Origin of the sequence: Burkholderia sp. LA-2-3-30-S1-D2 (assembly GCF_001523915.2) — a bacterium.
In the GTDB taxonomy this organism is placed as follows: domain Bacteria; phylum Pseudomonadota; class Gammaproteobacteria; order Burkholderiales; family Burkholderiaceae; genus Burkholderia; species Burkholderia diffusa.
This window is the reverse complement of record NZ_CP013384.1, coordinates 986,088-1,012,803: the sequence shown is the minus strand read 5'-3', so window position 1 is coordinate 1,012,803 and position 26,716 is coordinate 986,088. Positions and strand designations below refer to the sequence as shown.

The 26,716-nt window shown below is 60.2% G+C and carries 15 protein-coding genes, 1 tRNA gene, 4 pseudogenes and 1 other annotated feature; of the genes and pseudogenes, 7 read left to right on the top strand and 13 right to left on the bottom strand.

Annotation, left to right across the window (positions count from 1 at the left end):
* The first annotated feature begins 151 nt into the window (after positions 1 to 151).
* From WS66_RS17345 to WS66_RS17330, 4 genes are all read left to right on the top strand, one after another.
* Positions 152 to 334, top strand: a complete 183-nt coding sequence (locus WS66_RS17345; protein WP_006478164.1) for a rubredoxin — start codon at positions 152 to 154, stop codon at positions 332 to 334.
* 147 nt (positions 335 to 481) lie between these two features.
* Positions 482 to 556, top strand: a tRNA-Arg gene (locus WS66_RS17340).
* Positions 557 to 718: 162 nt separating this feature from the next.
* Positions 719 to 1,933: a tyrosine-type recombinase/integrase gene (locus WS66_RS17335; RefSeq protein WP_059600342.1), complete on the top strand. Its 1,215-nt coding sequence runs from the start codon at positions 719 to 721 to the stop codon at positions 1,931 to 1,933.
* Positions 1,934 to 2,068: 135 nt separating this feature from the next.
* Positions 2,069 to 3,319 (top strand): IS256 family transposase, encoded by a 1,251-nt coding sequence (locus WS66_RS17330; RefSeq protein ID WP_059600046.1) that lies wholly within the window; start codon positions 2,069 to 2,071, stop codon positions 3,317 to 3,319.
* A 1,571-nt stretch (positions 3,320 to 4,890) separates the two neighbouring features.
* Here the strand turns inward: WS66_RS17330 and WS66_RS17320 are convergent.
* From WS66_RS17320 to WS66_RS17275, 10 genes and pseudogenes are all read right to left on the bottom strand, one after another.
* Positions 4,891 to 5,415 carry an SMI1/KNR4 family protein gene (locus WS66_RS17320; RefSeq protein ID WP_082728811.1) on the bottom strand — a complete coding sequence of 175 codons (525 nt, stop codon included), beginning with the start codon at positions 5,413 to 5,415 and terminating at the stop codon, positions 4,891 to 4,893.
* A gap of 9 nt (positions 5,416 to 5,424) precedes the next feature.
* Positions 5,425 to 9,672, bottom strand: coding sequence for an RHS repeat-associated core domain-containing protein (locus WS66_RS17315; protein ID WP_059599021.1), 4,248 nt, complete (start codon positions 9,670 to 9,672; stop codon positions 5,425 to 5,427).
* 24 nt (positions 9,673 to 9,696) lie between these two features.
* Positions 9,697 to 10,155 (bottom strand): DUF1795 domain-containing protein, encoded by a 459-nt coding sequence (locus tag WS66_RS17310; protein ID WP_006482386.1) that lies wholly within the window; start codon positions 10,153 to 10,155, stop codon positions 9,697 to 9,699.
* A 65-nt stretch (positions 10,156 to 10,220) separates the two neighbouring features.
* Complete coding sequence (locus WS66_RS17305) at positions 10,221 to 10,664, bottom strand: hypothetical protein (RefSeq protein ID WP_059599022.1); 444 nt, start codon at positions 10,662 to 10,664, stop codon at positions 10,221 to 10,223.
* A 43-nt stretch (positions 10,665 to 10,707) separates the two neighbouring features.
* Positions 10,708 to 11,577, bottom strand: a complete 870-nt coding sequence (locus WS66_RS17300; protein ID WP_059599023.1) for an ankyrin repeat domain-containing protein — start codon at positions 11,575 to 11,577, stop codon at positions 10,708 to 10,710.
* Entirely contained in the window at positions 11,577 to 14,576 is a 3,000-nt protein-coding gene (locus tag WS66_RS17295) for a type VI secretion system Vgr family protein (protein ID WP_059599024.1), read from the bottom strand. Before WS66_RS17295 ends, WS66_RS17300 begins: the two co-directional genes overlap by 1 nt.
* A 151-nt stretch (positions 14,577 to 14,727) precedes the next feature.
* Positions 14,728 to 16,608, bottom strand: coding sequence for a type VI secretion system baseplate subunit TssF (gene tssF / locus WS66_RS17290; protein ID WP_059599025.1), 1,881 nt, complete (start codon positions 16,606 to 16,608; stop codon positions 14,728 to 14,730).
* A gap of 314 nt (positions 16,609 to 16,922) precedes the next feature.
* Positions 16,923 to 17,413: pseudogene (locus WS66_RS17285) on the bottom strand (IS5 family transposase); the annotation flags it as partial.
* A gap of 39 nt (positions 17,414 to 17,452) precedes the next feature.
* A protein-coding gene (locus tag WS66_RS17280; protein ID WP_108064622.1) for an IS3 family transposase occupies positions 17,453 to 18,690 on the bottom strand; the annotation gives its coding sequence in 2 pieces (ribosomal slippage) (positions 17,453 to 18,399 and positions 18,399 to 18,690; 1,239 coding nt in all).
* Positions 18,293 to 18,409: a sequence feature (AL1L pseudoknot), on the bottom strand. (Overlaps the previous gene by 117 nt.)
* 51 nt (positions 18,691 to 18,741) lie before the next feature.
* Positions 18,742 to 19,005 (bottom strand): annotated as a pseudogene (locus WS66_RS17275) (transposase); the annotation flags it as partial.
* 569 nt (positions 19,006 to 19,574) lie between these two features.
* On the opposite strand from WS66_RS17275, the pseudogene WS66_RS17270 reads away from it, so the two are divergent.
* From WS66_RS17270 to WS66_RS17260, 3 genes and pseudogenes are all read left to right on the top strand, one after another.
* Positions 19,575 to 20,222, top strand: a pseudogene (locus tag WS66_RS17270) (tyrosine-type recombinase/integrase); the annotation flags it as partial.
* 111 nt (positions 20,223 to 20,333) lie between these two features.
* A complete protein-coding gene (locus tag WS66_RS17265) occupies positions 20,334 to 21,425 on the top strand; it encodes an IS630 family transposase (RefSeq protein WP_108064618.1) in 1,092 nt (363 codons plus the stop codon).
* Positions 21,422 to 21,952 (top strand): annotated as a pseudogene (locus tag WS66_RS17260) (tyrosine-type recombinase/integrase); the annotation flags it as partial. The gene WS66_RS17265 and the pseudogene WS66_RS17260, both read left to right, overlap by 4 nt.
* Positions 21,953 to 22,255: 303 nt before the next feature.
* Here WS66_RS17260 and WS66_RS17255 read toward each other — a convergent pair.
* From WS66_RS17255 to WS66_RS17240, 3 genes are all read right to left on the bottom strand, one after another.
* Positions 22,256 to 23,515, bottom strand: coding sequence for a multidrug effflux MFS transporter (locus tag WS66_RS17255; protein ID WP_082728898.1), 1,260 nt, complete (start codon positions 23,513 to 23,515; stop codon positions 22,256 to 22,258).
* 58 nt (positions 23,516 to 23,573) lie between these two features.
* Positions 23,574 to 24,833: an IS256 family transposase gene (locus WS66_RS17250; RefSeq protein ID WP_108064691.1), complete on the bottom strand. Its 1,260-nt coding sequence runs from the start codon at positions 24,831 to 24,833 to the stop codon at positions 23,574 to 23,576.
* A 638-nt stretch (positions 24,834 to 25,471) separates the two neighbouring features.
* Positions 25,472 to 26,590, bottom strand: a complete 1,119-nt coding sequence (locus WS66_RS17240) for a right-handed parallel beta-helix repeat-containing protein (protein ID WP_059605685.1) — start codon at positions 26,588 to 26,590, stop codon at positions 25,472 to 25,474.
* Between the last annotated feature and the right edge of the window lie 126 nt (positions 26,591 to 26,716).

Sequence of the window (26,716 nt, the reverse complement as noted above, 5' to 3'; positions counted from 1 at the left end):
GCCCGGCCCGCGCGATGATGGAAATTGTTCGCGATGCGCAGTTTAAAACGACGTTGCGGAGGCGTTCGGCGAAATTCCGGTACCATTGCGCCTTTCGTCCGCCGGACAGACGGCGAGCGGCATCACAGATCTTCATCATTCCGAGCACCACATGAGCGAAGTAACCGAATACCAGAGCTGGGTCTGCCTGATTTGCGGGTGGGTCTACAACGAAGCGGAAGGCCTGCCCGACGAGGGCATCCCCGCCGGCACCCGTTTCGCCGACATTCCCGCCGACTGGCGCTGCCCGCTGTGCGACGTGGGCAAGGAAGATTTCGTCGTCGTCGATTTCTGATTCGGGCTTCCGGACACGATCGAGCGCGCGCGGCGCGCATCGGCACGCATTCCGTCCGCCGATGCACCGCGCGTTTGCTATACTCTGCGCGCTGTCCACATCGCCGTCCCGTTCGCGTCTTCCGTACGCGAAACCGCGGACATGGCTCTCCCCGTAGTTCAATGGATAGAACAAGCGCCTCCTAAGCGCTAGATACAGGTTCGATTCCTGTCGGGGGGACCAATCTTCCATCTCATGCGATCCTCAGAATTCCGACAACCCGTGATAGCATAAGGCTTCACGGGTTTTTTCATTCCGCAGACGTCCGACGATGCGCTGCGACAGCCGGGGGTATTTGGGGGTATCTCTTGGGGTACCCGGGATACCCCTCCGAGGGATACCCCCATGCCTCTGACCGACAAAGCCATCAAGAACGCGAAACCGGGCGACAAGCCGATAAAGTTGTTCGACGGCGGCGGAATGTTCCTGCTCGTCACCCCAGCCGGTCAGCGCTATTGGCGACTCAAATATCGCGTCCACGGAAAGGAAAAGTTGCTGGCACTTGGTGTGTATCCGGACGTTTCGCTAGCGGTCGCACGCAGAAAACGCGACGAGGCGCGTGAAAATCTGGCTGCCGGCATCGATCCGAATGAAGCAAGGAAGGAAACCAAGCGAGCGGCGCGCATCGCGGCAGCCAGTTCGTTTGAGGCCGTTGCACGCGAGTGGTTCGACAACCAGCGGGCGGGATGGACGGACACCTACGCTGAAAAAGTCATCCACTCGCTTGAGATTGATGCATTTCCGAAGATAGGCTCACGCCCGATCGCCAGCATTGAAGCACCAGAAATGCTGGAAATTGTTCGTGCAATCGAAGCGCGGGGAGTCCGCGAGACCGCCAAGCGCCTGTTGCAGCGCTCACGGGCGGTGTTCCAGTACGGAATCATGACTGGCCGATGCCCCCGTAATCCTGCTGCTGACATTGACGCCGAAACCATTCTCAAGAAGGGGACTGGCGTGCGACATATGGCTCGGGTCAAACCGGTCGAAATTCCGCAACTCATGCGGGACATTGCAGGCTACCAGGGAGATCTCGTCACCCGATTGGCGCTCCGCTTTATGGCTCTGACATTCACTCGAACAACCGAGATGATTAATGCAGAATGGGACGAGTTTGATGAGCGCGCAGCCGAATGGCGAATTCCAGCCGAGCGAATGAAGATGCGCGACCCGCACATTGTCCCACTGTCACGTCAAGCACTCGACACGCTGGCCGCGTTGCGCGAGCTTAACGGCAGCCACCGGTATGTGTTCTACAGCATCCAAGGTCGCAGCCACATTTCGAACAACACGATGCTCTATGCGCTCTACCGCATGGGCTACAAGTCGCGAATGACCGGCCACGGGTTCCGTGGCCTGGCCGCGACCGTGCTTCGCGAACTGGGTTATGGTCGCGATGTCGTCGATCGTCAACTCGCCCACGCCGAACGCAATCAGGTCACTGCAGCGTATGTACATGCTGAGTTCCTGCCAGAGCGGCGGAAGATGATGCAGCACTGGGCTGATCACCTCGATGCACTGGAAGCTGGAGCGGCCGTCGTCCCGATCAACGTCACACGATAAGCAATGCTGCTCCACGACCACATTCAATCACAAGCCCTTGCGCCATTGGAAGGTTACTTGCACGGATATAGTTGCACGTGATGGGCCTGTCAGTAATTTCGTGTTCAAGGCATATGATCCTCCCCAGGAGAACCTATGCCTCGCAAACCGAAAACCCCACCGGTAGAGCTACCGGCGATTCCCGCTGAACTGCTTGAACAATTCGGCAACGGCCCGATGACGGCCGAAGCGATCAATGCCGCGACGCTAGCCCTCAAGAAGGCGCTGATCGAGCGAGCGCTGGGCGGTGAGATGAATCACCACCTCGGCTACGCGCCGGGCGCGGCAAAACCGGCCAGCGTGACGAACCAGCGCAACGGCCGTGGCGCCAAGACGGTTCTGACCGAAGACGGACCGATCCGCATCGAAGTACCGCGCGACCGCGACGGCAGTTTCGAACCACTGCTGATCCCCAAACACGAACGACGCTTCACGGGCTTCGACGACAAGATCGTTGCGATGTACGCACGGGGCATGACCGTGCGCGAGATTCAGGGCTTTGTGCTGGAGCAGTACGGCACGGAAGTTTCGCCCGAATTCATCAGTTCGGTGACCGATGAGGTCATGGCCGAAGTGACGGCCTGGCAGGCCCGGCCACTCGAACCGATGTATCCGGTCGTATTCTTCGACGCGCTGCGCGTGAAGATTCGCGAAGACGCCGTCGTGCGCAACAAGGCCGTCTATCTGGCACTGGGCATTCTGCCCGACGGCACGCGTGACATCCTGGGCCTGTGGATCGAGAACACCGAGGGCGCCAAGTTCTGGATGAAGGTATTCAATGATCTGAAAACACGCGGCGTGGGCGACATCCTGATTGCCGTGACCGACGGCCTCAAGGGCATGCCCGAAGCACTTGCGGTGGTGTTTCCGGCCACGACGCTGCAAACCTGCATCGTCCACCTGATCCGCAACAGTCTCGATTACGCGAGCTGGAAAGACCGCAAGTCCCTCGCTGCTGCGATCCGCCCGATCTATACCGCCCCGAGCGCTGAAGCCGCGCAGGCCGAGCTGGATGCGTTTGCTGACGGTCCGTGGGGGCAGAAATTCCCGCCGGTCAGCACGGCGTGGCGCAACGCCTGGGATCGCGTGATTCCGTTCTTTGCGTTCCCGCCGGGCGTGCGCAAGGTGATCTACACGACGAACGCCATCGAGAACATCAATTCGCAGCTACGCAAGATCATCAAGACCCGAGGTCACTTCCCGACCGATGATGCCGCGACGAAACTGATCTGGCTGGCGCTGCGCAACATCACTGCCGATTGGGGACGTGCCGCTCACGACTGGAAGACAGCGATGAACCAATTCGCTATCCTCTACGAGGACCGGTTCGTTCGACCATCCGTGTGAATCTCAACCCCGCCTTGAACACGGAAATTCTGACACCCCCCACGTGATTCACGGCCATCGGCTTCGCGCGTCGCGGGCGATTGCGCGACGCCACACATCCTATCAACTCATTAGCCGCCAAAGGCGTCACTTGGTTGAAGTGCGCCGGCGCGTTGCCTAAGCAAGTTACGGAGACTCACTTCCGGACCGCTTCATGCCGCCGCTTGCGACGAGTTTTTTCGGTCGTGGTGATGCTGATGAAGTAACAGCGAGCACACCAGTGGCCACGTCGAATCGTATTCGGTGTAGCAAGCCACCGATGGCCCTGGGCACATTCCCACTCGAGTCTGGTTGCGCTGTTCACATAGGTCGGCGAGATACACTTCCCACCGCGCTCGACCGCAATGCTGTTCATCAGATCAAGCCCGAGCTTGATCGCGTCGCGGCTGCACACAGGGCACCAATGCCCCCGAACAATTGCTCCTGGAGCAGCCTCCCAGCGATGGCCGTGTTCGCACTCCCATTTCAGTCGTGTCGCCGCGTTTCGGTAAGTATCGGATAAGCACCGACCGCCAAGCTCAGTCGCCAACTGGCACATGCGTGAGATCCCAAACCGCATCGCCTCACGCTGACACTCCGGGCACCAAGCTCCACGAAAAATTCTCGCGCCGAGCGTTTCCCACTCGCGGCCCGCGCCACACCGGAACCGATAGTAGGCCTTGCTTCCCTCGTAAACCTTCGAAAGACAAACGCCACCATGGCTCATTGCTCGTTGACGCAACCGCGACAACCCGTCCTTGTAACGATATGCGCGGACCTTCTCTTCATCCGAGCAAATGCGACACCAGGCGCCACGCACGACCTCGGTACCGGCGGTTTCCCATTCGTGCCCTGCCGCGCATCGGAAACGATAGCGCTCCGTCAATTTCGTGTAGCTCGTCGACAAGCACTTACCGCCTCTCATTCTCGCAGCGGCTCGCATTCGCGTCATTCCATCCGGATCCGCCATGCGTTTCGAATGTTGCGCCCTCGCGCAAAGCACGCACCATGAGCCCTTTCGCAAATTCGAGGCAGTCTTCTCGAAAACGTGCCCTGCCCTACATACGAACTGGAGGGGTGCGCCGCGGCCAGCATACTGTTCCGAGAGACAGCGCCCGCCGGCTTGGCGCGCGAGTTGACGAATTTGACGAAGAACCTCGTTATCGCGACACGCTGGGCACTCGACCATCGTATAGAACAGATAGGAGCCGCATCGGCTCGATTCGTGTCCCTGACGACATCGAAATCGATACTGCGCGTGCCAACCTTTCCATTCCGGCTCCAGCAACTTCAGTCCATATGGGCGAAGTGCCTGGCGCATTCGTTTCAGCTGATCGACCGACAACGTTGCAGCTCCGCGTGATTGCCCTCGTATACCCAACTGCAAAATGGCACTGCCAAATCAATCAGTGAAAAATCGAATCGACCGTATGACACGGCACAATCAACACTTGGCTCAAAACCGTAGCCGCGCTTGACTCCCGCCGAACCGGGCGCCGCCCTACGCGGCGCTCTCGTAGCCACGATCTCCAGGAAGCCGCGACATTCGTTTTTTAGCCGGGCCAGTCATCGAGAGGGATGAACTGCATCTGCTTTGTTCCATCGACGATCGTATCCAGAAATTCTGAGAATCCATCTGCTACATAGTAGAGATTGCCACATTCGGCCACCTCTGCGATATCCGGCTTGGCAGTGTCGTCCGCATGCAGATGCGTTCTATCCCAATAAAGAACTTTGTGAGCGTCACCGAACTTCGCAAGTGCGTAGTAATTGCCTCCCGGATCATCTCCGATCACAAAGAACTCATTCAGGAATCCAACCTCATCTCTGACTCGTTCATTTTGCTCCACTAAGTCAAAATTTCCATTACTTGCATCGAGTCCAAATAGCGATGCAAAAGAAATCATCCCATTATCGACACCTGAAAAGTCGAGATCCAGATAATCAGCGCCATCGATAAATAAACCATTCCACTTTCTCAAAAAATTCGCATATTCCACCGGAATACCGAATCCAATCTGCGATTCCAATTTAGCGAAAAGCGGCTCCGCAGGCTTTACTCCATACAGAACTGGCACATTACCTCCTCAACACGACGGTTGGCTCTTCAGATTAGAGACGCCACCTCGATGGGTGAACTCACCGTGAATATCTTTCGGGACTTCCTGCATAGTTACCATGTTCTCGTGGTGGTGCCAAGTATTGTTTTTGTAATCCGCCACACTTCCAGCCTTCGCATCGGCCTTTCCAAAATCCCCTGTTGGCGCCTTACTATGATTCCCTTGCAACCCCTCGACATCCACAGATCTAACCGCGTACGGGCTGAAATCAGGATAGCCATTTGGATATCGGACAACAGTACCCTTTGCGTTGGTATATACCCACGTCCCCGACTCTACCTCGACGTGGACGGTCCCACCTTTATCGAGCCATTTCGTCACATCTGGCGAGTTCAGAGGCTTCTCCCCGAACCAGCCCCACGGATCGACCCATCCGGTCGGATTGGGCGCATATGCATACAGATTATCACCACCCATCAAGCCGATCGGATCGTGGTTGATGAATCGACCTACATCCGGATCATAGAACCGGAAAGTATTGTAGTGAAGGCCCGTATTTTCATCGGCATACTGTCCCGCATAGCGGAGCGGCTGATCCGTGCGTGCCGCAGTCAGTTGTCGACTGCTCGGCTCGACCTTGCCCCACGCCGTATATTGCCCTGCCCACGCCAGATCTCCAGCCTCGTCGGTCACTTCCAGCGGTGCGCCAACCAGATCCGTATGGAAGTGGTATATCCGCGACGCTCGCTTCGCCGTGTCGATCGCTGCCGCCGCCAGTGCCTCTGCGATAACCGCATCGACGCGTGCCGCTGGAGAGTAGGACGCATCTGGGCTGTACACATAGCTGCTCACCCCAGTCTCGCGCACTTCCTGCGCGAGCCGTAACCCCTCCCACACAAACCGCTTCGTTTCGCTGCGCAGTTTCACGCCACGCACGTCGAAACTGGTATCCGTCTTCGCAATACGCCGCCCAATCGGGTCGTATTCGAAACGGGTTTCGACTGCACCGCGCACGTCCTGCGTTCGGACTGCTATCAGCCGATTCTGCCCGTCGTAAGTGAAGCGCTGCGTCTGGTTCGCTCCGCGCAGCTTCGTTACCAGATTGCCGAACGGATCGTACTCGAAGCGCAGGTCTTGCCACATGAGCAAGCGGTTGCCTTCGACGTACCCGCGGCTCCTGCGCTGCGCATCATCGAGCAGGTTGCCGGCGGCGTCCCACGCGAATTCTTCAACTTGCCGGTCCATCGTGTTCACCCGACGGGTCAGCTGTCCTGCGGGATCGTAGTTGTACTGTGTACTGCCGCGCATGCCGTCACTCATCTCGATCAGCTCGCCGGCAGCGTCATACCCGTAGTTGCGCCACAATTGACCGCGCCCACGGCCCAGCACTTCGGGTTGGAATCCAGCCGACTGCCAAACCTTCCGACCGAGTGGATCGTACGCGGAACGCTGAGTCAACCGCCCCTGTGTGCGCATCACCTCACGATGCAGATCGTCGCGCTCGAAGTCGCTCACCACCTGATCGCCACAACGAATCTGGTGCACATGACCGGAGCCGTAACGCAGCATCTGCAAGGTCTGATCGTGAGGCAGCGCGAGCGTTGTCACGTTGTCGAGCGCATCGAGCGCATATTCGACTGTGCCGTTCACACCGTGCTCGGCAACAAGACGACCCGCTTTGTCGTATTCGAAGCTCACGACGTCCGGCGTGATGCCAAGTGCAATACCTGCTGGAGTTGGCGTACGCTCAACCTTCACCGTCCGGTCACCCTTGTCGCGCTCAAAGCGGGTCACCTCGGTCGGTGTATGCTGGACCTTCAGATTGCCCATCCGGTCGCGCTCAAAGCGAATAGTGCGAATCGGGCGATTCGTCGTTGCGTCGCTGATCGGCGCCCCTACTATGTCAAGAGCGAGCAATTCGCCAGCGTCCCCATACTCGAACCGCCGCTGCACACCGTCAGGTCGCGTTTCGGTCAAGAGTCGGCCGCCGGCACTGTACGTGAACGTATAGCGCGCGTGGTCCTGCTGAAGCTCGCGAAGCCGGCCCTCGGCATCGTACCGATAACGGGTTCGTCGCCCTGCGGGATTGATCGCCTCGACGAGTTGCCCACGAGCATTGCGCAGCGACTGTTGGACTCGTCCACCAAGGCCAACGTGCCGAACCATAAACCCAGCCGCATCATATTCGAAGGTCTCCGAACTTCCATCGGGATAGGTAATGCGGCGTGGCTCGCCGGTCGGACGCACATCGTACGTGATGCGTTGACCAAGCGCGTTCTCTCGCAGAAGAGGCAGGCCAAACGGATCAAAACGGGTTCGCGTGGTTTTACCAGAGCAGTCAGTGCGTGCAACGAGCTCGCCGAGCCGATTCCACTCCAGAGTCTTACGTCCCCCGAGTGCATCAATGTGCGCGATCGGCAGCGAGGTCAGTCCCTTCGGATACTCGTAGCGGTTTTCGCGACCAAGCGGATCCTGACTCAACAGCAGTCGACCTTGTGGATCGTATTCGGCACGCCAGGCGCCACCGTCAGCCCCGACAATCTCCACGGGCCGCATGCTGTTACCGTCATAGCGGGTTCGAGTCGTGCGCCCAATTGGATCCGTCTCGGCGACGATCCGACCCGCGTCGTCGTACTCGAATGCTGCGGTGCGTTCACCCGGCAGCATCAGCATCACAGGCATGCCGGCGTCGTTGTACTTGATCCTGTAAAAGCCGCCGTCGAGGTCGGTATACTCGACAATCTGGAATTGCGCGTCGAAGCGCCAGTGTGCGGTGCGGCCATCGGCGTGCCGAACACGGGTCTGCCGACCTTCGACGTCGTATTCGAACACCCAGTCCTCGCCCTCGCTGGTGCGCGTCGAGACGACGCGCGGCTGGCCTTCGATCGTCGACCATGCGTAGCTCGACGTGAAGCCCAGCGCGTTCGTGTGGCTCGCCATCAGGCCGTTGACATACGCAAATTGCCGCACAACCGCCCCGTTCGCGTCCGTCACCAACGCTAGCTGGCCGTTCTCGTCGTATCCGTAAGCGACGGCCAGCCTGCGCTCATCGCCATGAACGAGCGTAACCATGCTAAGGCGCCCGTGTTCCTGCTCATAATCGAGCACAGCTTGCAGCCCGCCGCACGTCAGAATCTCACTGACGCGCCCACGGCTGTCGCGCTCGAACTGGTACCACTGCCCCGCCTGATCCTCAATACGGCGTACCCACGCGATGCGACCCGAGTCCAGATCATATCGACCGAAATCGTAATACCGTTCGCCGAGGTCGTGCAGAATGTAGCGCCCGTCAGGCGTACAGGTCAGGTACCGTTGCTCGGCCTCGCTGAACGCCGCTTGTCCGGCACGCAGCAAAGGAAATCCACTCTCGCGCCCTTGCGCGTCGGTGTACCAGAGGCGCCCGTCGCGGGCGTGCAAACGAAGCTCCCACGGCAGCACCCAACCGCGGCCGAGCGTTCCCGCGTACTCAATACCGCTCGAATAGAACCGCTTGATCGCGACCGGCATTGGACTCTGGATCACGTAGTCGGTTTCCGAGTCGGCCAGCAGCACTTTTCGGCCGGACGTGACGTCGACCGGGTTACCGAACAGCCCGCCGATCGCCTTATTGATCGCGGGCCCAGCGACGTAGCGACCCACAGCTTCGCCGAGCACGTAGCCGCCGATAAACTTCGCTGCACACGGCAATACGGCGCGCGACAAGCCACCGGCCTGCTTCAACAGCCCGCCCAACCCGCCGACAAGACCCGCCAGCACGAACGCCCATTCCGTCGCGGTACGTAGCCAAGGTGGCACTTCGTCATCAACCGGCAGGTACGTCTGCGTGCCGCCGTGAAAAAACGTGTCGTGCGAACCGTCGGCGATCGTGGCGCCGCAGGTAATCTTGTCGTCCTTGCGCGCCGCGGGCCGCCCGTTGATGAAGATGTTCGTCGAGCCTTGCGCAACGAGCGGGACGGGATTGTGCTTGCTGCACGCCACGCCGCTCAGCGTCGCATAGGCCACCGACATGGAGTTGACGTAGACGTCCGGCGAACCTGTCATGATGTTGCCGGACTGCGAGCTGAACATCTTGCCGATCGACTCTCCTAACGATAGGAGCACCTGGGCGCCGAGGCCGGCAGCCATGCCCGCCAGCAATGCCACGCCGAATCCGCACGTGAACGTGGCGAATGCCACTGCAGCGATCAAGGCGATGCCCAACACGGCCCCGACCAGAAAACCTGCGAGCGCACTGGTGTGGTCGATCGGATCAGTAACTCGTGCGGCTTCATACACGATGAGTGTCCTTTGCGGTTGTTGTTATGCCGACTCTTGTTCTGCCGGACGGTAGCCGTCGAGCCAGTTGCGCCACAATGCGTCGAGCGTTTCGCCGAAGCTCTTCGCGCTCGATGCGGTAAAGATCAGCACGCGTCCCGGGGCAACAATGAATGCACCTTGCCGTTGAAAAACGGTCTTGGGACCGTTTCGATAGGCGGCGTCGATGCGTTCCCCAGGCATGCCATCCGTTTCAGGCCCAAGCCGTTCAGCCTGGCGCGAAAGCACCCGGTGTCCCTGCAACCTCGATTTGAGCAGCGCGATCTGACGATCGATATACGGCGCAAGTGTCTCTCCGTCCTTGAGCCAATCGCGTGCGACACTGAGGTTCGGCTGCGCAGCCGTATCGGCCGGCACGAAGAGGTTGGTCGTGCGGTCCTCGAAACCGTTCGGCAAAACGATGCTGCCTTCGTGAATCCGGATACGGTTTTCGGAATCCGTCATGCTGGTTCTCTCGTGATGTGTAGAAGTTGGAATGGGTCGAAATCAGCGTCCACACGCGCCGACACTCATTTTCCCCGCAACGCGACGGTACTTTCCCGGCGCAAGCGCAAGCTGCCCGCGAGCAATACGACATGCGCGACGAGCCACGCGTAAAACGCAACGCCGTAGCCGGATATCGGCGTCGCGTCTGCTTCATTGAAGTACCACCTTGTCGTGAGCAGTGAACAGAGCGCGCACGCGAGCGCAGCGGCCGAAAACTGGCTCGCGCGGGTATATCGGTTCCGGGCGAGTTGGGCGACCGCAACCGCGTAGAGAGGATTGGCAAGCCATGCTGGATTGAGCATGAACAGTCCCCACCAGCCCTGGGCGAGAACCGACAGCCCGCTGAGCGACGCTTCTTTTTCGAAATACATCGCCGGCATCGTCAGCGAGAGGATGTACAGCACCCCGGATACGCCGAGGACCGTCTCTCGCCTGACACGCGGCGTCGAACCAAAAACGTTCATCATTTCCCGAATCCATTGCACGACGCTTCAACAGTCGCGAGTGCGTTCAATCCGTCTGGCCGGCCGGCGTCACGACTTTCTCGCCGCGCGCGCGCATCGCTGCGCGTTGTGCCTTAGGATCCAGCGGCGGCCAGGGCGCGCCGGCCGTGACAATCTTGCGACGGATCTCTTCGATGCGCGTCCGCGCGGGAGAATCCGCAGTTGTGTGGTTCTTCAACTCGTTCTGCAGCACCCACCCGTACGAAACGCCAAGCTGGCTGGCGACCTTGGGATCCGCGCCGTGCGCAAGCAGATAGTCAACGACGTCCCACTGTTGAATCATCGTCGCCTCGAAGATCGCCGTCTTACCAAGCGAATCTCGGGCATTCACGTTCGCCTTGTGCTCGATCAGCAGCTTCAGTTGGGGCAACAGCCTGTTCTCGGCCACCGCGAAAATCATTGGCGTGTCGCCGTTGTATAGCCAGTTGGGATCGAGCCCGCCGTTCAGCAGCACGCGAAGGAGATTCGGCGTATCGGCCCGCAACGCGACATCGGCCACCGAGCCGCCGCTGGCGCCCACCGGCGCCTTGGGATCCGCCCCGTTCTTCAGGAGCACCGAAATGATCTGGTAGCGCGGATTCGACGCATCGTTCTTGACCGGGACGATTTCCTGCACTGCATACGACAGCAGCGTCGTATTCTTCGCGCCCGGTGCATTCAGATCGGTCTTCGGCGCGAGCTGCTGAACGCGGCTGAGATCGCCGTCATGAATGGCCTGAGCCAACGTGAGTTGCTGCCCCGAAAAGAAATCTTCCGGTGCGTAACGTTTGAAGCCAGTCATGTTCGTCCCTTGGGCTTGAGTGGGCCACCAGAGCGGCGAGGTCACTCCAACGAGTGCGGCAATCGCGCCGGCGGCTATTGCTTTCTTGTATCGCATCAGTGAGATGAATTCAGTTGGGAGACGAGGTCGAGTTGATCCTTCGCGACCTGCTGGTTGATCCCGTTCGTTACGTCACCCATCAGGTGACGTCCGACCGTGGTCACGCTCTCACCGTCGAGCGTGACGGGGCTGCCGACCGCTTTGGGCATCAGCGCCGCCGTACCGTCGCTGATCGGACCGAGTCGACCTTCCTGCAGCCCCGTCAGGATGTCGCCATCGACCCGGTAGGCCGTGATGTTGGCCGCCTGAGCAGTCCCGCCGTATTGCGCAACCGTCTCCGGATTGAGACCCGCTGCATTGAAGGTCACGGCTGAACCGCCGCTGGCCTGGGCTGCTGCGGACGCCAGCCCCCCACCCAGCGAGTGCCCGGTGAAATCGACGCCGGACGACGCACCGGCGGATTCGAGGTCCTTGCCGATCGTGACAGCATTGCGGTAGTACGGCGCATCCGCGCCGAGCCCTTGCGCCATGTTGTTGGACATGTCTTCGCCGAAGAGCTGCTGCGTCCCCTTGAACGCGACCGTCGGCTTCATGCTGTCGCCGAAGACTTTCGGATCGGGGATATACATTTGCGAACCGAAATTGCTGCCGGTTTTCTCGAAATCGCTCGGCTTCAGTCCGAATGCCTTGAGCGCTTCCGGATCGTTGCTGGCCATCTTCCATCCGGTCGGCGGCGGATCGTTCGGGTGATAGACGTGATCGGCAAGTTTCGCCAATTGCTGTGCTTTCAGCGAACTCGCCAGCTTGGCTGCGGCCGCGCGAGTCGCGGGGTCGGGACTCGCCAGCCCCTTTGCGATTGTTGCTTGCTCGACCGCCCACTCAAGCGCGAGCGCTTGTTCAGCTGACTGCGCGCTGCCCCGATTCAGATGGATGACCGGTCCGTCGAGATAGATGCCGTTCGCATTGATGACGATCGTCGAGGGGCCGAAGGTCAGCTTGATGCTGTCCGGCGTCATCGTGACGACGCCTTCTCCGACGCGATGCTCGATACCGTCGCTTGCCTGATGGCTCTGCATGCCGGGCCCGGCTTTGCTCGCGATGGCCTTCGTGTTGATGACGTTCGCCGTGGTGTCGCGAGTCAGTGCGATGGTTTCCTTCAACCCACCTTGCGCGATCTGCTTCGTCTCGCTGCCCTTGAGCAGAGAAACGGTACGTGCGCCGGCTTCAACCGTGTGCGTTTCCGCATCCTTGATGACCGTGTTCATATCCTTCTGCGCGTGCAGAAAGACTTCTTGCGCACCGTTCACGTCGGAAAACCGCAGCTCGTTAGAGCCCGCGCCTTTGTGCGTCTGGCTCTTGATCCCCATCGTTTGCCCTGCGGCGCCGTGGTATGGATTGCCCTGCTCGCCGTTGTACACGCGCCCCACGATGACCGGATTGTCGGGATCCCCCTGATTAAACGCAACCAAGACCTCTTGGTTGATCCGTGGGATCGCGGCCGCGCCCCACCCGTCGCCCGCCCACGGCTGTGACACACGGATCCACATCGAATCCGAGCCATCCATCTTGCCGCGGCGATCCCACAGGAAGTGCACCTTCACGGCACTCCCGTTGGTGTGGATTTCTTCGCCCTTCGGGCCGACCACAATCGCCGACTGCGTGCCGTGAATGACGGGCTTCGGGGTATTTTTGGGCGAACGATATGGAAACTTCTTAGGGAGCAACGAAAATGTATTGCGGTACGGCAGTTTTGCGTTGTGTTCCGTGTAATCGTTCACCGCCTCGTGACGAACGTGCAGGATGGCGTATTCCTGATTGTTGGCCATGACTGGATGGTTCGTCACCGTCACGCTGCCTGCAGACGTCATCCGCCACGCATAGCCGCTGCCCGTATAGCGATGCGCGCTCGCTTCTTCCGCTTGCATCGCAATGCGCGCGTAACGGTCGCCGTCATCGCCGTGGTCGAACAACGACTGGTGTTCGAAACGCTCCGTTGTCTCGAGCCCCGCATGCCGGAGATTCTCCGGCTCGGCCTGCGCCAGCATCAGCGGCGACGACGGGTTCTGGTGATTGAAGTCGCGAAAGGCGATCTTGCCGACGCCGAAACGTCGACCTTCATGCAACTGGTCGATACCGTTGTCTTCACTCGCCGCGGTGGCGGCATACGGCAAATTGGCCAACCCGTCGATCGGGCGGAAAACGAAATTCGTATCGCCGATGACAAGGAAGTGCTTTTCCTTCTCGTAGCGGTGCGTCCAGATCAGCCCTTCCTGCTCCATCAGCCGTGCGCAAAAATTGAAGTACGACTCCTGGTACATCACCACGTACTCAAGCGGCTTCTGCGCGGTCCGAACGTCGAACTCGAAATCGGTGAACCCGTGATCCTGGAAAATCTCGGTGAGGATGTCCTGAGCAGTCTTGTTCTGGAAAATCCGGCAGTCGGTCGAGCGCGTAAGAAACCAGAACCACGGCGCCACCGTCATTTGATATTGCGTCACCTTGCCCGGGTTGCCGGCCCGGTCGAACGATGTGACGTAGCCGTCGAAGTAGCGAATGCTATCGGCAGCACCTGACGAAACGATGCGTTCCAGCGTCGACTGCCGCGCGCTCTGGTCGAGTCGGATCTTGATCGGTTGACCGATCAGGTGGTCGGGTGTCAGGTCATGCTGGTGCGACAGCAAATCGAGGTGGATCTCCGGCAACCGGTTCACGTGTTCATCGATAACCGCGGTGCTGACCAGCAGCACGTCCGGACCAAGCGGCGAGTCGATCGTCACGTATCGGTTCAACTGCGTCAGGCGAGCAATGCCGCCTGTAGCATTGTTAAGCGCGTCCGCGATCGCGGCGGGCGTCTTGTTCATCAATGAGAAGCCGGTCTGCGCAAGCTGGACAGCACGTTGCACGGTGTCGAGATGACCGGCGAGGCCGGCGAGCGGGCCAATCTGGCCGGCCACCGTGGACGCAACCGGCCCGGCAAGGCCGCCAAGCGCACTCAGCGAGCCCAACAAATTCCCGCCGGAACCGGCCGGAACACCGCCATTCGGGGCGAAACTCATTTGAATACCCTTTATTTTCGTCTCAGGTTCTGTCCCCAACTGGCTTGCCAGCGCGAGGCCCCGCTACTGTAGGACAAAACGTTTGCGAACGAAAGATGCCTGAAATACTCCTTTGCAATTTCCTTTCACCCGCATTCGCGCAGGTTGTCCATCAGGCAAGTGGCTGGCTTCCCGGGCAGGGTTCGCCGCGTCGCAACACCGCACTCGTATCGGCCGAAAACAGCGCAACTTGCACGAAGCTGGTAACCGGCACATAGGGCGTAAAAAGTCGCTCCATCACGCGACCCAGCCCATCAAGACTGAACTGCAGAAAGCGCTGCTCGTCGATCACGAGTCGAATCTCCAGCCCTTGTACAAAAGCAGAAGCGGGCTTGCCGGGCATCCAACGACGCACGCGAGCGGTTGACAGAGACACGAGGGCATCGAAGCGTCGCCCGGCGTCGGGCGCAAACATCGCGAAACGGGTACACAGCCGCTTGAATTGAGCGAGGCCATCGGGGTTCAGCCGTATCGCCTGTGGAACCAGCCAAGACAGCAGCTCCCAAAGCTCCCCGCGACGAAAGACTGGCGCGGGGCTTGCACTCGGCGGAGCCAGCAGCACAATCTCGTCAGCGGAGTCCCCATCCCGTAGCGCCAGCTTCCGCTCGCGCAAGCCAGCCACATTGCCATTCGTGCAAGACAAGATAATGTCGAGTTGACGCCGCCCGGCGGGATCGATGGGTTGCCCGTTGGCGCTCACAAGCGCGAGCTCCAAGCCGCGGAGCACATCTCGGTTCACCGCGACTGCCTGTTCGTGCGGCGCTTCCTGACCAGGCTTGGGCGGTTCGGCGGCCGCCTTCGGCGCACGTCGGGACTCGTCGCGCAAAATCATCCAGTACAGTCCAGGTGCGGCCCCAAGCGCGTGCTGGAGCGACTCGAACGGCGGCAGAATCGCGGTGCCTTCGGCGGTCGTTACGCGCACCTGGTCAACCGACCAAACTTCCGTCGTAACCGCTGTTTTGAGCGAAAACGGCTTAAGCGCGTAGTACGCCAGCCCTGCTTTCGTTTCTATCGGTTCGGCGTTGCTCGAGAACAGGTTAACCACCGGCGTGCAGAATAGCCGGAGATTGTCGGCCGAGGCTGCGACCAAGCGCTGGGCGCGATGCGAATCGGGATGGATGCCGGTAAGCGCCAGATGCAATGTGATCCGCCGGGCGCCTGCCGCCATCCGCTTCAACCGCGCCAGGTTCAGGTCGAGGCAGTCAAAGCGAGCCGGAAATGCGCCGTACTCCATCAGCAGATGAAACGGTGCAATCGAGCCGTCGTGAGGTATCGGGAGCAACGCGTCGGCGTCGCTGTAACCTGCGGCCGCGAGGGGCATGTCCACACGGCTCCAGCGCCCGCTGCCATCAAGCTCGACGAACGCGCGCGCCGCATGCAGTAGCACACCATCGGCAAGCGCGGCGACGACCTCCCTCTCGCCGGTCAAATGCAGGCGCAGCCTGTCCGGTGCGATCGCGAACTGGGCCGACGGCGACGTGAGTTCGAGGGTGAAGGATAAGAGGCCAGTAGTGTCGGGCGGCAGGGTCGCCTGCATCGGCGCGACGGCCGAAGTCGTGTAACGCGCGTCCGAGACAGCTAGCGGCACAAGCGTGACGTCGGTCGCGGTACAAAACACCTGTCGGGAATTCGGCGCTACCAGTTGCGTGCCGCGCGGAATCACACGGGGTTCCGTTTGCTTGCCTTCGCGGTTCCCGTGGAAGTGCGCAACTGCACAGGACGGAAACGGTCGCAAAAACACTCCATGAGCCGTATTGATCAGCGCGTGAGTGAATTCCGGTACTTCGTCCTCGAGGCGGATGTCGTGCTGGGCGGACATCAACGCGAACGATTGCAGCAGCCGTTCGACGTGGGGGTCATCCGAATGCTCACCTGCCATCGCAAGGCGAGCCGCGATTTTCGGGTAATGCTGGGTGAACGCGCGCATCGAACGGCGCAGCAGCCCCAACTCACGCTCGAAATACGGTAGAAGATCCTCGGGTTCGATGGCCATACACTTTCCGGACGGCGCCGATCAGGCAATCGGTGCCGTGTCCAAGAGGTAGAGGGGACGATTTTAACCGGACGTCTGCTCCCACTATCTCGAAATCATCGAGTTTGGGGCACACAAAAAAAACGGCCGCTCCATTGGGTCGGCCGAAATAGCTCCGGCGAATGAGAGGCTCGCCAGAACCTGAGAGGCCTTCATTATGCTCTATGAGAGAGGGGGAATGATCCGGAAATGAGCCCTCGCGCACCTCGCGCATGCCTGAGTCATGCTCCGCTTTTCCGATGTGCTCCGGCACGTGGGTCTAGGTCGTGTTCACACTAGCGCAGGGCTTCGACGATCAGGGCAAAGTTGATAAAAGCAATGAACATCAAATCGAGTTTGTCGAAGCGGGAGAAGATGCGACGAAAGCCCTTCAACCGGCGAAACAACCGCTCGACTTCGTTGCGACGTTTGTACATTTCCCGGTCGTACTCCCAAGGCTCGACGCGCGTGCTCAACGGAGGAACGACAGGGATAAAGCCGAGATCGAGCGCGAGTTGCCGGGTTTCGTTTCCTTCGTACGCCTTGTCCATCAATAGATGCAGCGGTCGATTCGGCGGTCCCAGGCGTTCGAGCAGTGCACGGCCGTGCGGCGCATCGCCGGCCTGACCGGGAGACAGTGCGAACGTTATGGCTGTTCGAGCATCCGCGGCAACCATATGAATCTTGGTTGTCCATCCTCCGCGAGATTTGCCGATGGCTTGGGGTCCATTTTTTTTAACGCACCGGTACCGTCAGGATGAACCTTCACGATCGTGCTATCCAGCGACACCGTGAACCGCGCCGGGAATCGTGGAGGCCGGTTGGTTTAAGTTAATGCAGGCAAGTCAGCGGCATTTCTGAGTTGCCTGTAGTAGTTTGCCTCAGCCTCAGCGGGCGGGATATAGCCGAGCGGTTCCATCAACCGATGATGGTTGTACCAGGCCACCCATTGCAGCGTTGCCAGTTCGACGGATTCCCTCGTTTTCCAAGGGGCGCGCCGATGAATCAGTTCCGTCTTGTACAGGCCATTGATCGTTTCGGCCAGCGCATTGTCGTAGCTGTCGCCCCGGCTGCCGACCGACGGCTCGATGCCGGCCTCAGCCAGCCGTTCGCTGTACCGAATGCTGACATATTGCGCCCCTCTATCGGAGTGATGTATCAATGTCCCGTCGTCACCCGGTTGGCGAGCGTACAGCGCCTGTTCAAGTGCATCCAGAACAAAGTCCGTGGTCATCGACGAACTGACGCGCCAGCCAACGATACGACGGGCGAACACGTCGATGACGAACGCCACGTAAAGCCAGCCCCGCCATGTCGAGACGTAGGTGAAATCCGACACCCAAAGCTGATTCGGTCGCTCAGCCTTGAACTGCCGGTTCACCCGATCCAGCGGGCACGGCGCGCTCGAATCGGGAGTCGTCGTGCGAACTCGCTTGCCGCGAACTGCGCCTCGCAAGCCCTGCAGCTTCATCAACCGCCCGACCGTGCAGCGTGCGACCAAGATGCCCTCACGGTTCATCTGCTTCCAGACCTTCGGCACGCCATAGACCTGCATGTTGGCCTGCCAGACACGCTTGATCTCCGGCTGCAGAAGCTCATCGCGTTTGGCGCGGGCGCAGCGTTTGGACGGATCGCGAAGCTGCGCAGCATGGCGTCGGTAGCCCGACGGGGCAATCCGCAAGACCTTGCAGATCGGCTCGACCCCGAAGGTGTCGCGATGCTGATCAATGAAGGCCTTCAGGACTTGAAACGGCGGTCGAGCTCCGCCTGGGCGAAAAACGCGCTCGCCAGCTTGAGAATCTCGTTGGTCCGGCGCAGTTCCTTGACCTCGCGTTCCAGGGCCTTGATGCGTTCACGCTCGGCCGTGCTCACGCCATCGCGCTCCCCGCGGTCGACCTCGTCGCGTTTGACCCAATCCAGCAGCGTCTGCGGCGTACAGCCGATCATCGGCGCAATCGATTCGACCGCTGCCCACATCGACGGGTGTTCGCTACGCTGTTCGCGTACCAGACGCACTGCGCGCTCCCGCACTTCCGGGGAAAATTTGCTTGCCTTCTTGTTCATGACTCGATTCTCTCAAGAATACGAGCCTCCACAAAATCCGGTGCGGTTCACCGCTTCAATTCGAACGCGGATGATCTGTGCGCGCTGCAACTCCGTGAACACTCGGTCCAGGACGCCGTTGCGAGACCAGCGGTTCATGCGCGTGTAGATCGTGTGCCAGCGGCCAAAACGTGGCGGCAGGCCGCGCCATTTACACCCGTGCTCGGCAACATAGAGGATCGCGTTGAGCACTTGCAGGTTCGACAGGCTCACATTACCCCGCTGTCGCGGCAAGCAATGTTCGATCTGTTTGAATTGGGCTTCGGAGATTTCCATCTCCGAAGCATATCCTTAAATCTATGTAGTGTGAACAGGCCCTAGCGTGGAAGCAGTCGCAAGGTTATCGCGATATCGAACGTGCCACGCCTTGGTCACCCTGCATGCAGAAGATATCGCAACGTGCGATGCCCGTGACTCGCCCCAAATACTGGTAGGCAACGCGCGATGGTGCCCGAGAACTTGAAGCATCAGCGCGAATTACCGATCGGCTGCTTCGGACCTCGCTATGATCATTCCATCACGCGTCACCGCATGCCTTCGCTTCGGGTCAACGTGGGCAGTCTCGAGCGCCATACCCCCCGCACCAAATAACATCAACGACAACAAGTCGCCTTTGGGGGTATTTTTGGGGGTATTTCTTCGCAGTTTTCCATCAGATACCGATATCTGTCGATCAGTATGAATTCTGCCGGGACCAGCCAAGCCCCAAACCTTCCCCAAGATTCACAAGAAATCGCCCGCTCAGGCCCGTCCGGCGGACCTCTAGCTCACATCGGCACCCAAGGTTGCTCAGTGACAGCCGGAGAAAGTGTTGGTATTTTTGTTGGTATCAGCGGATACCAACAATGCCTCTCACCGACGTGCAGGTACGGAACGCGAAGGCCAACGCGACCCCGTACAAACTCACGGACGGCAACGGGATGTTCTTGCTCGTCCAACCGAACGGCGCGAAGTACTGGCGCTTCTCGTACCGCTTCCTTGGCAAGCAGAAGACGCTCGCCCTCGGCGTCTATCCGGCCGTCACGCTCGCGACGGCACGGAAGAGGCGCGACGAGGCCCGCGAGCAGATCGCGGCCGGCATTGATTCGGGCGAGGCGAAGAAGGACGCGAAACGGGCCGCCGAAATCGCGGCGGCAAACTCGTTCGAAGCGGTAGCTCGCGAGTGGTACGACTCCCAGCGTCCGGGCTGGAGCGACGGCTACGCGGAGAAGGTGCTGAATTCGCTTGAGGTCGACGTGTTCCCGAAGACCGGCCCTCGCCCGATCGCGGAGATCGATTCGCCACAGATGCTCAGCATCGTTCGCGAGGTTGAAGCGCGCGGGGTACGCGAGACGGCGAAGCGAATCCTCCAGCGCTCCCGCGCGATCTTCCAGTACGGGATCATGACCGGTAGATGCTCCAGGAATCCGGCGGCTGACATCGATGCGCAGACGGTGTTGAAGAAAGGCCCCGGCGTGCAGCACATGGCTCGCGTCAAGGCGACGGAGATACCGTAGCTCATGCGAGACATCGACGATTACCAAGGCGACCTAGTGTCCCGTTCCGTTGTTAACTGGTCTATGTTCGCGTAGCATGTTGACGTCAACGGAACGGGAGACGTCAGCATGGTGATGGGACGACCGAAGGCGGAACTGGTGCTGAGCGAAGACGAGCGTTCGCAACTGATGTCGATAGCGCGCTCTCGCTCGATTTCGGCTGCGCTGGTCTCGCGGGCGCGCATCGTGCTGGCGGCGGCTGACGGCGAGCCCAATAGCGCGATCGCGCAACGCCTGCAACTCACGCGTGCCACGGTGGGCAAGTGGCGTCTGCGGTTTCTGGATCAGCGAATCAACGGACTCTACGACGAAGTACGTCCCGGCAAGCCACGCACCATCGACGACGAACGGCTGGCCCAACTGATTCACAAGACCCTGCACACGAAGCCGGCAGATGGATCCACTCACTGGAGCGTGCGCACGATTGCCGCCGAAACCGCCATCTCGCCGACGAGCGTGCACCGTTACTTCAAACTGCTGGGTCTGCAGCCGCACCGAAGTGAAAGCTTCAAGCTCTCGACCGATCAGTTCTTCATCGAGAAACTGCGCGATGTGGTCGGCTTGTACCTCAGTCCGCCGGAGAACGCTCTGGTGCTGTGCGTGGACGAGAAGAGCCAATGTCAGGCGCTCGAGCGCACGCAACCCATGCTGCCGATGGGTTTCGGCTACGTTGAAGGCGTCACTCACGATTACGTCCGTCATGGCACCACGACGCTGTTTGCCGCCCTGAATGTGCTCAATGGCGCCGTGCTCGCTACCTGCAAGCCGCGTCATCGACATCAGGAATTCCTGTCGTTTCTGCGCGAAATCGACAAGGCCGTGCCAGCCGAACTCGACGTGCACTGCATCGTCGACAACTACGGCAGTCACAAGCATCCGAAGGTCAAGGCGTGGCTGGCGGCACGCCCCCGCTGGCATATGCATTTCATTCCCACCTACAGTTCGTGGCTCAACCAGGTCGAACGCTTCTTTGCGCTGATCACCGACAAAGCGATCCGTAGAGGCTCGTTCGGCTCGGTCAAACAACTGGTCAAGCGAATCGATCAATTCGTTTCCCACTACAACGAAAACTGCAAACCGTTCGTCTGGACCGCCTCAGCCGATTCCATCCTCGAAAAGCTGCATCGACTTTGCTCGCGAATCAGCGGAACAGGACACTAGTTACCCGGCTCGCGCTCCGCCTGATGGCACTGACCTTCGTGCGGACAACGGAAATGATCCGCGCAGAGTGGTCGGAGTTTGACGAGGCCGCCGCAGAATGGCGCGTACCGCCGGAACGCATGAAGATGCGCGACCCGCACATCGTGCCGCTATCGCGGCAGGCGCTCGACGTGCTCGCCCAGCTCCGCGCGCTCAACGGTCAGCATCGATTCGTGTTCTACAGCGTGCAAGGCCGCAGCCACATTTCGAACAACACCATGCTCTACGCGCTCTATCGCATGGGGTACAAGTCGCGGATGACGGGGCACGGGTTTCGCGGACTGGCGGCTACTGCGCTGCGTGAACTCGGCTTCGGCCGGGACGTTGTAGAGCGCCAGATGGCACACGCCGAACGCAATCAAGTGACTGCTGCCTACGTCCACGCTGAATACCTGCCGGAACGCAGACGAATGATGCAGGTATGGGGCGATCATCTCGACAAACTCAAAGCCGGGGCAGAAATCATCCCGATCGCGGCAACCAGATAGACCCGTGCCGCCACGCGTATGAGTCAGCGTCAGATCAGGTTCGATCGCTTAGCCGTCACGTCATCAAGGACCGTGATCGACCCGATGCAGCCAGTCGGCCACCGTGCCTTCGAGCGCCGGCTTCCAAGGTATACGGACCCTTGTGCCTGGCCCCTCCACGCTTCCTATCCACCAGCAGGACCGGCTGCATAATCACAAATGCTCTATTCGGCGCACGACGAAGCCGGCTTGATTGGAGGCACACGCTAAACGACGCCCCGCCGGGGAGTGGGCAATTCCGCGGAGCGAAGTACCAATGTTTGATCATCGATACGCCTCGTGCCGGTCCAATACACCCACATATGATGCGGCCAACAGAGCAATTACGGAGGAAAACAACATCAGGAAAAGCGGCGCGTAAGCTGCGTTGCTCTCTGTCAATACGGCTCCCGTCATTGAGGAAAGCGCGGCGCCCCCAGCTATCGTCAACGCGCCAGCCAACCCAGAAGCGCTGCCCGCTAGTTCCGGACGCACTGACACCGCACCGGCATGAGCGCATGGATTCGACAGGCCGTTACCGAAACCAACAAGCATGCAAGGTCCGAACAGCGCCATTGCATGTTTGGCTCCGACGAGGAAGAGCATCAAGCCGACGATGGGGCCGGCGCACGCAACGATACGTCCTGCCATGATCGTTGTCGTGAGGGAATAGCGTCTCGCGTAGCGACCAGACAGAAAGCTGCCAAGCACGAACCCGGCAGTGATGGTGCCCATCCAAAAACCTAGCGTTGCCGGTGGCACATCGAACGACGTTTTGGCGGCCAATGGAGCACCAGCCAGAAAGGTATAAAACGTGCCGGTTGAAAACGCCATGCACAGTGCATAGGCCCAGAAGCGACGTTCTTGCAAAAGCGCAGGATAGGCCCGAAGCTGCCGCCTGATCGTGCCCGATGGATTCTTGTTAGTCTCACCGAGACCGAACCAGCACACCGCAAAAAGTGATATGCCGGCAAGGGCAAGGCCCCAGAAAATTGCTCGCCAGCCGCTGGTTTCATCAATCACGCCACCGACCGTTGGACCAAGCATCGGGGCAAAAGCCGCTGCCATCGCGGCATATCCGATTCGGCTCGCTGCCCCTTCCTTTCCGGTCGTATCCCTGATGGCCGCCATCGACACCGGGTAGCAGGAGGTTATTGGAGCCTGAAGCAAGCGGAAAACCAGAAAAGCCCAGATATTGCCCGAAAGTGCGCAGCCAAGCGACCCAATCACGAATACTGTCAGGCTGGTCAGTACAATTGCCCTTCGCCCGAAGCGATCGGACAGTGGCCCCATGATCAATTCCAGTGTGGCCGCGACACTTGCATATCCTGCCAGCGATAAGCTCACGAGCGCATAGTCAGCGTGAAAAGCTATCGCAATGTTCGGCAACGAAGGCAGGCATATGCTCAATGGCAGCACTGAAAGTGCGCACAGCAGAATCAGTGTGGAGAGCCTGGGAGGCGATGGTATGGAAGTCACCGGCGTTTCCGATGGGAAGAATTTCGCGTAGGCAAAAAAAAGCCCCCGAAGGTATCGGGGGCGCATGGGGGCAGCAAGGTGCCGCGGAGGTATCCGGAATCTTGTGTGTGAGGCGGGTTAAGACTCAGATTCCGATGTTGAATCGCTCCGGGTAAAGCAGCGCAAACTGGGTCATCGCGCTCTTCCAATCGTGCCGGGAGCCGGTCCACTTGGCAACGACGTTGCGCAGCGCCAGCCAGATCAGCTTGAGCGCGGCCTCGTCCGATGGGAAGTGGCCGCGCGCTTTGATGATCTTCCGAAGCTGCATGTGCAGCGACTCGATGGCGTTGGTCGTATATACAATTTTCCGGATGTCCGGCGCGAAGGCATAGAACGGAATCACCTGATCCCAAGCCCGGCGCCAGAGGGCGGCAATCGGTGGGTATTTCGTACCCCACGGGCTCGCGTCGAATGCATCCAGCGCCACGGCGGCCGCTTCGGCCGACGGTGCCCGATAGACCTCCTTGAGCGCCGCTGCGACGGATTTCCGGTCTTTCCAGCTGGCGAAGTCCAGCGAGTTCCGGATCAGATGCACGATGCAGGTCTGGACCGTCGTTTCCGGGAACACCGTATTGATCGCTTCCGGGAAGCCCTTCAGGCCGTCGACCACGGCAATCAGGATGTCCTGCACGCCACGCAGCTTCAGGTCGTTCACCACCCGCAGCCAGAACTTGGCCCCCTCGGTCTGCTCGATCCAGAGGCCCAGAACGTCCCGCGTGCCGTCGCGGCGCACGCCCAGCGCCAGATAGATCGCCTTGTTGCGCACCACGCCTTCGTCGCGGATCTTGACGCGCAAGGCGTCGAAGAACACGACCGGGTACATCGGCTCGAGCGGCCGCTGCTGCCACTCACGCACTTCGTCGATCACCGCGTCAGTGACCGTGCTGATGAAGTCCGGCGACACTTCGATGCTGTACATCTCCTGCAGGAAGCCCTGAATCTCCCGCACGCTCATGCCGCGTGCGTACATCGCGATGATCTTGTCGTCGAAGCCGGTGAAGCGTCGCTCGCCCTTGGCGATCAGCACCGGATCGAAGGTGCCTGCGCGGTCGCGCGGAATCTCGACGTCGAGCAGGTCGTCGTCGGTCGCGATGCGCTTGCGGCTGGTGCCGTTGCGATGGTTCGTGCTGCCGGCCGGCTTGGCTTCGCCCTTCTCGTAGCCGAGGTGGTGGGCCAACTCGCCGCCCAGTGCGCGCTCGAAGATCGCCTTCTTGAGCGCAGCAAGCTGCTCGTTGATCGTCGCCCGGTCCAGCGTCCCGGGCACCAGTTGCTTGATCAGTTCCGGGTCCAGGTTCAAGCCCTTGCCCGGCTCAATCGTTACTTCTTCCTTGCGTTTGCGTGGCATAAAAGTGGCTCCTTGGCCGTCAGTTTATGCCTCACACACAAAGGTTCGGATAGGCTCGGTGCCGCTAACGGACCATGCGCCGACTTCCTACTACGATGAAAAATGTCGCATTCATACTGGAATTCTCCTAGTCATCCCGAACGATGTTAGGCGGCATGGTTTGGCAATGTCAACTGCCAACATTGCTCGTCAAAGCTTACGACCCATCCATGAATGTCCGTAAGGACGGACTCGGACGACATCCGGACGTTCCCGTCAAAAAGTGGACTGGACCGGCCAGCCTTCCGTAGACATCTTCGAACCATAATTTACGGCAACCGAAGAGGTCCGTATGAGCAGAAGCGAGAAGCGAAACGCACCCGAGCGATCGAGCCCGCATCGACGTGTGAGGCTGTCGCGCGCGAGTGGTTTACGATCCAGAAGAATGGCTGGACCGAAGTGAATGCGGCCACAGTCCATGTATCCATACCAAGAACGCATTCGGGCGGTCGAGTTGTACCTGAAACCCGCATCGCCCGCATTTGCTGCATCCGGCCGCTGATTCGCGCACGTTCCCGCCTGGTCCCCTGTTCGGCCGCGACCACCCACGCCAGGCTTTGCCACACAACACCCACCGGCCTTGCAGCCTCACCGCCCCGTCACTGCATCAATCCGGTCCTGACCTGCGGCATCAGACTCGCATTCGCGCCCGTCACGGCAAACGTCCCCGTCGGCGACGCCCCGGCCGGCAGCGCCAGCAGACTGCCGTCCCCGAGCCGATTCGCATCGACGACGATCTGATTCGCCGCGCAACCATTCGTCAACAGCCAGACCGGCAAGCCGGCAATCGACGAGAACGTGTTGCCCGTCACACTGAACGAACACACGTTCCCGTACGCCCGGAAACCCGCATAGCCGGAGCCCGACACGCGGTTGTCCGCCACTGTGACATCCGACACGGTTCCCGACCATGTATCCAGCTCGATCGCGCCCTGCTGCGTCGGCTGTAGCCCGTTGTTCACGTTCGCGTTCTGGATGTTGGTCACGGTATTGCCCGTGATGATGACGTTCGAAGACCCGTAGGTTTTCCAGCTGTCCTCCTGTGCGACCAGAATTCCCGCCGCCTTCTCGACGCTGTCGACCATATTGTTCGAGATCGTTACCGCCTGCCCGCCGACGACGGTAATGCCGCGCCCCCACGCGTTGCCCGACACCGCGTTATGGTCGATCAGCACGTTGTTGCTCAGACGGCCGTCGCCGAGATAGCTGACCACGGCGATCAGGTCGTCACCGGTGCCGGCCACCGTATTGTTCTGCACCAGCACGTTGGTCGAACCGTAAGTCGTATGGATGCCGTCGGCCAGCGTCGCCTGCACGGTATTGCCGACGATCGCGATACCGTTGCCGCCAAACACGAAGATCCCGGCGCTCGCGCCGCCCCGGATCGTCACGCCGAGCACCTGAACGTCCGAGCCCGTCACCTCGACTTTCGTCGACTCGGGCGTCGTGAGGCGCGTCGTGCCGGTGCCGGCCAGCGTCACGCCGACGAGCGTCGAACCGGCGCCACTCATCACGATCGTCTGGTCGGCCGGATTCGTGGCGGCCAGCGTCGCGCCGTATCCGGAAATCACCGCCTGGGGCACCGTCACGGCAAGCGAATGCCCGACGACGTAGCGTCCCGGCGCGATAACGAGGCGTTGGCCGGCACGCAGGCTGTCGAATGCTTTCTGCAACGCGTCGGCCTGGTCGCTGCCGTCGGCGGCCGGGAAAACCGTCACATCGGCGACGAGAACGGGTTTGGTGCCATTGGAAGGCAGAGGCGTCGCACCGGACGCCGTACCGGTCGCCCCGGCGGTCGACGCCGGGCTGCCGGAACTCGTCGATGAAGCCGCTGCGCCGGATGC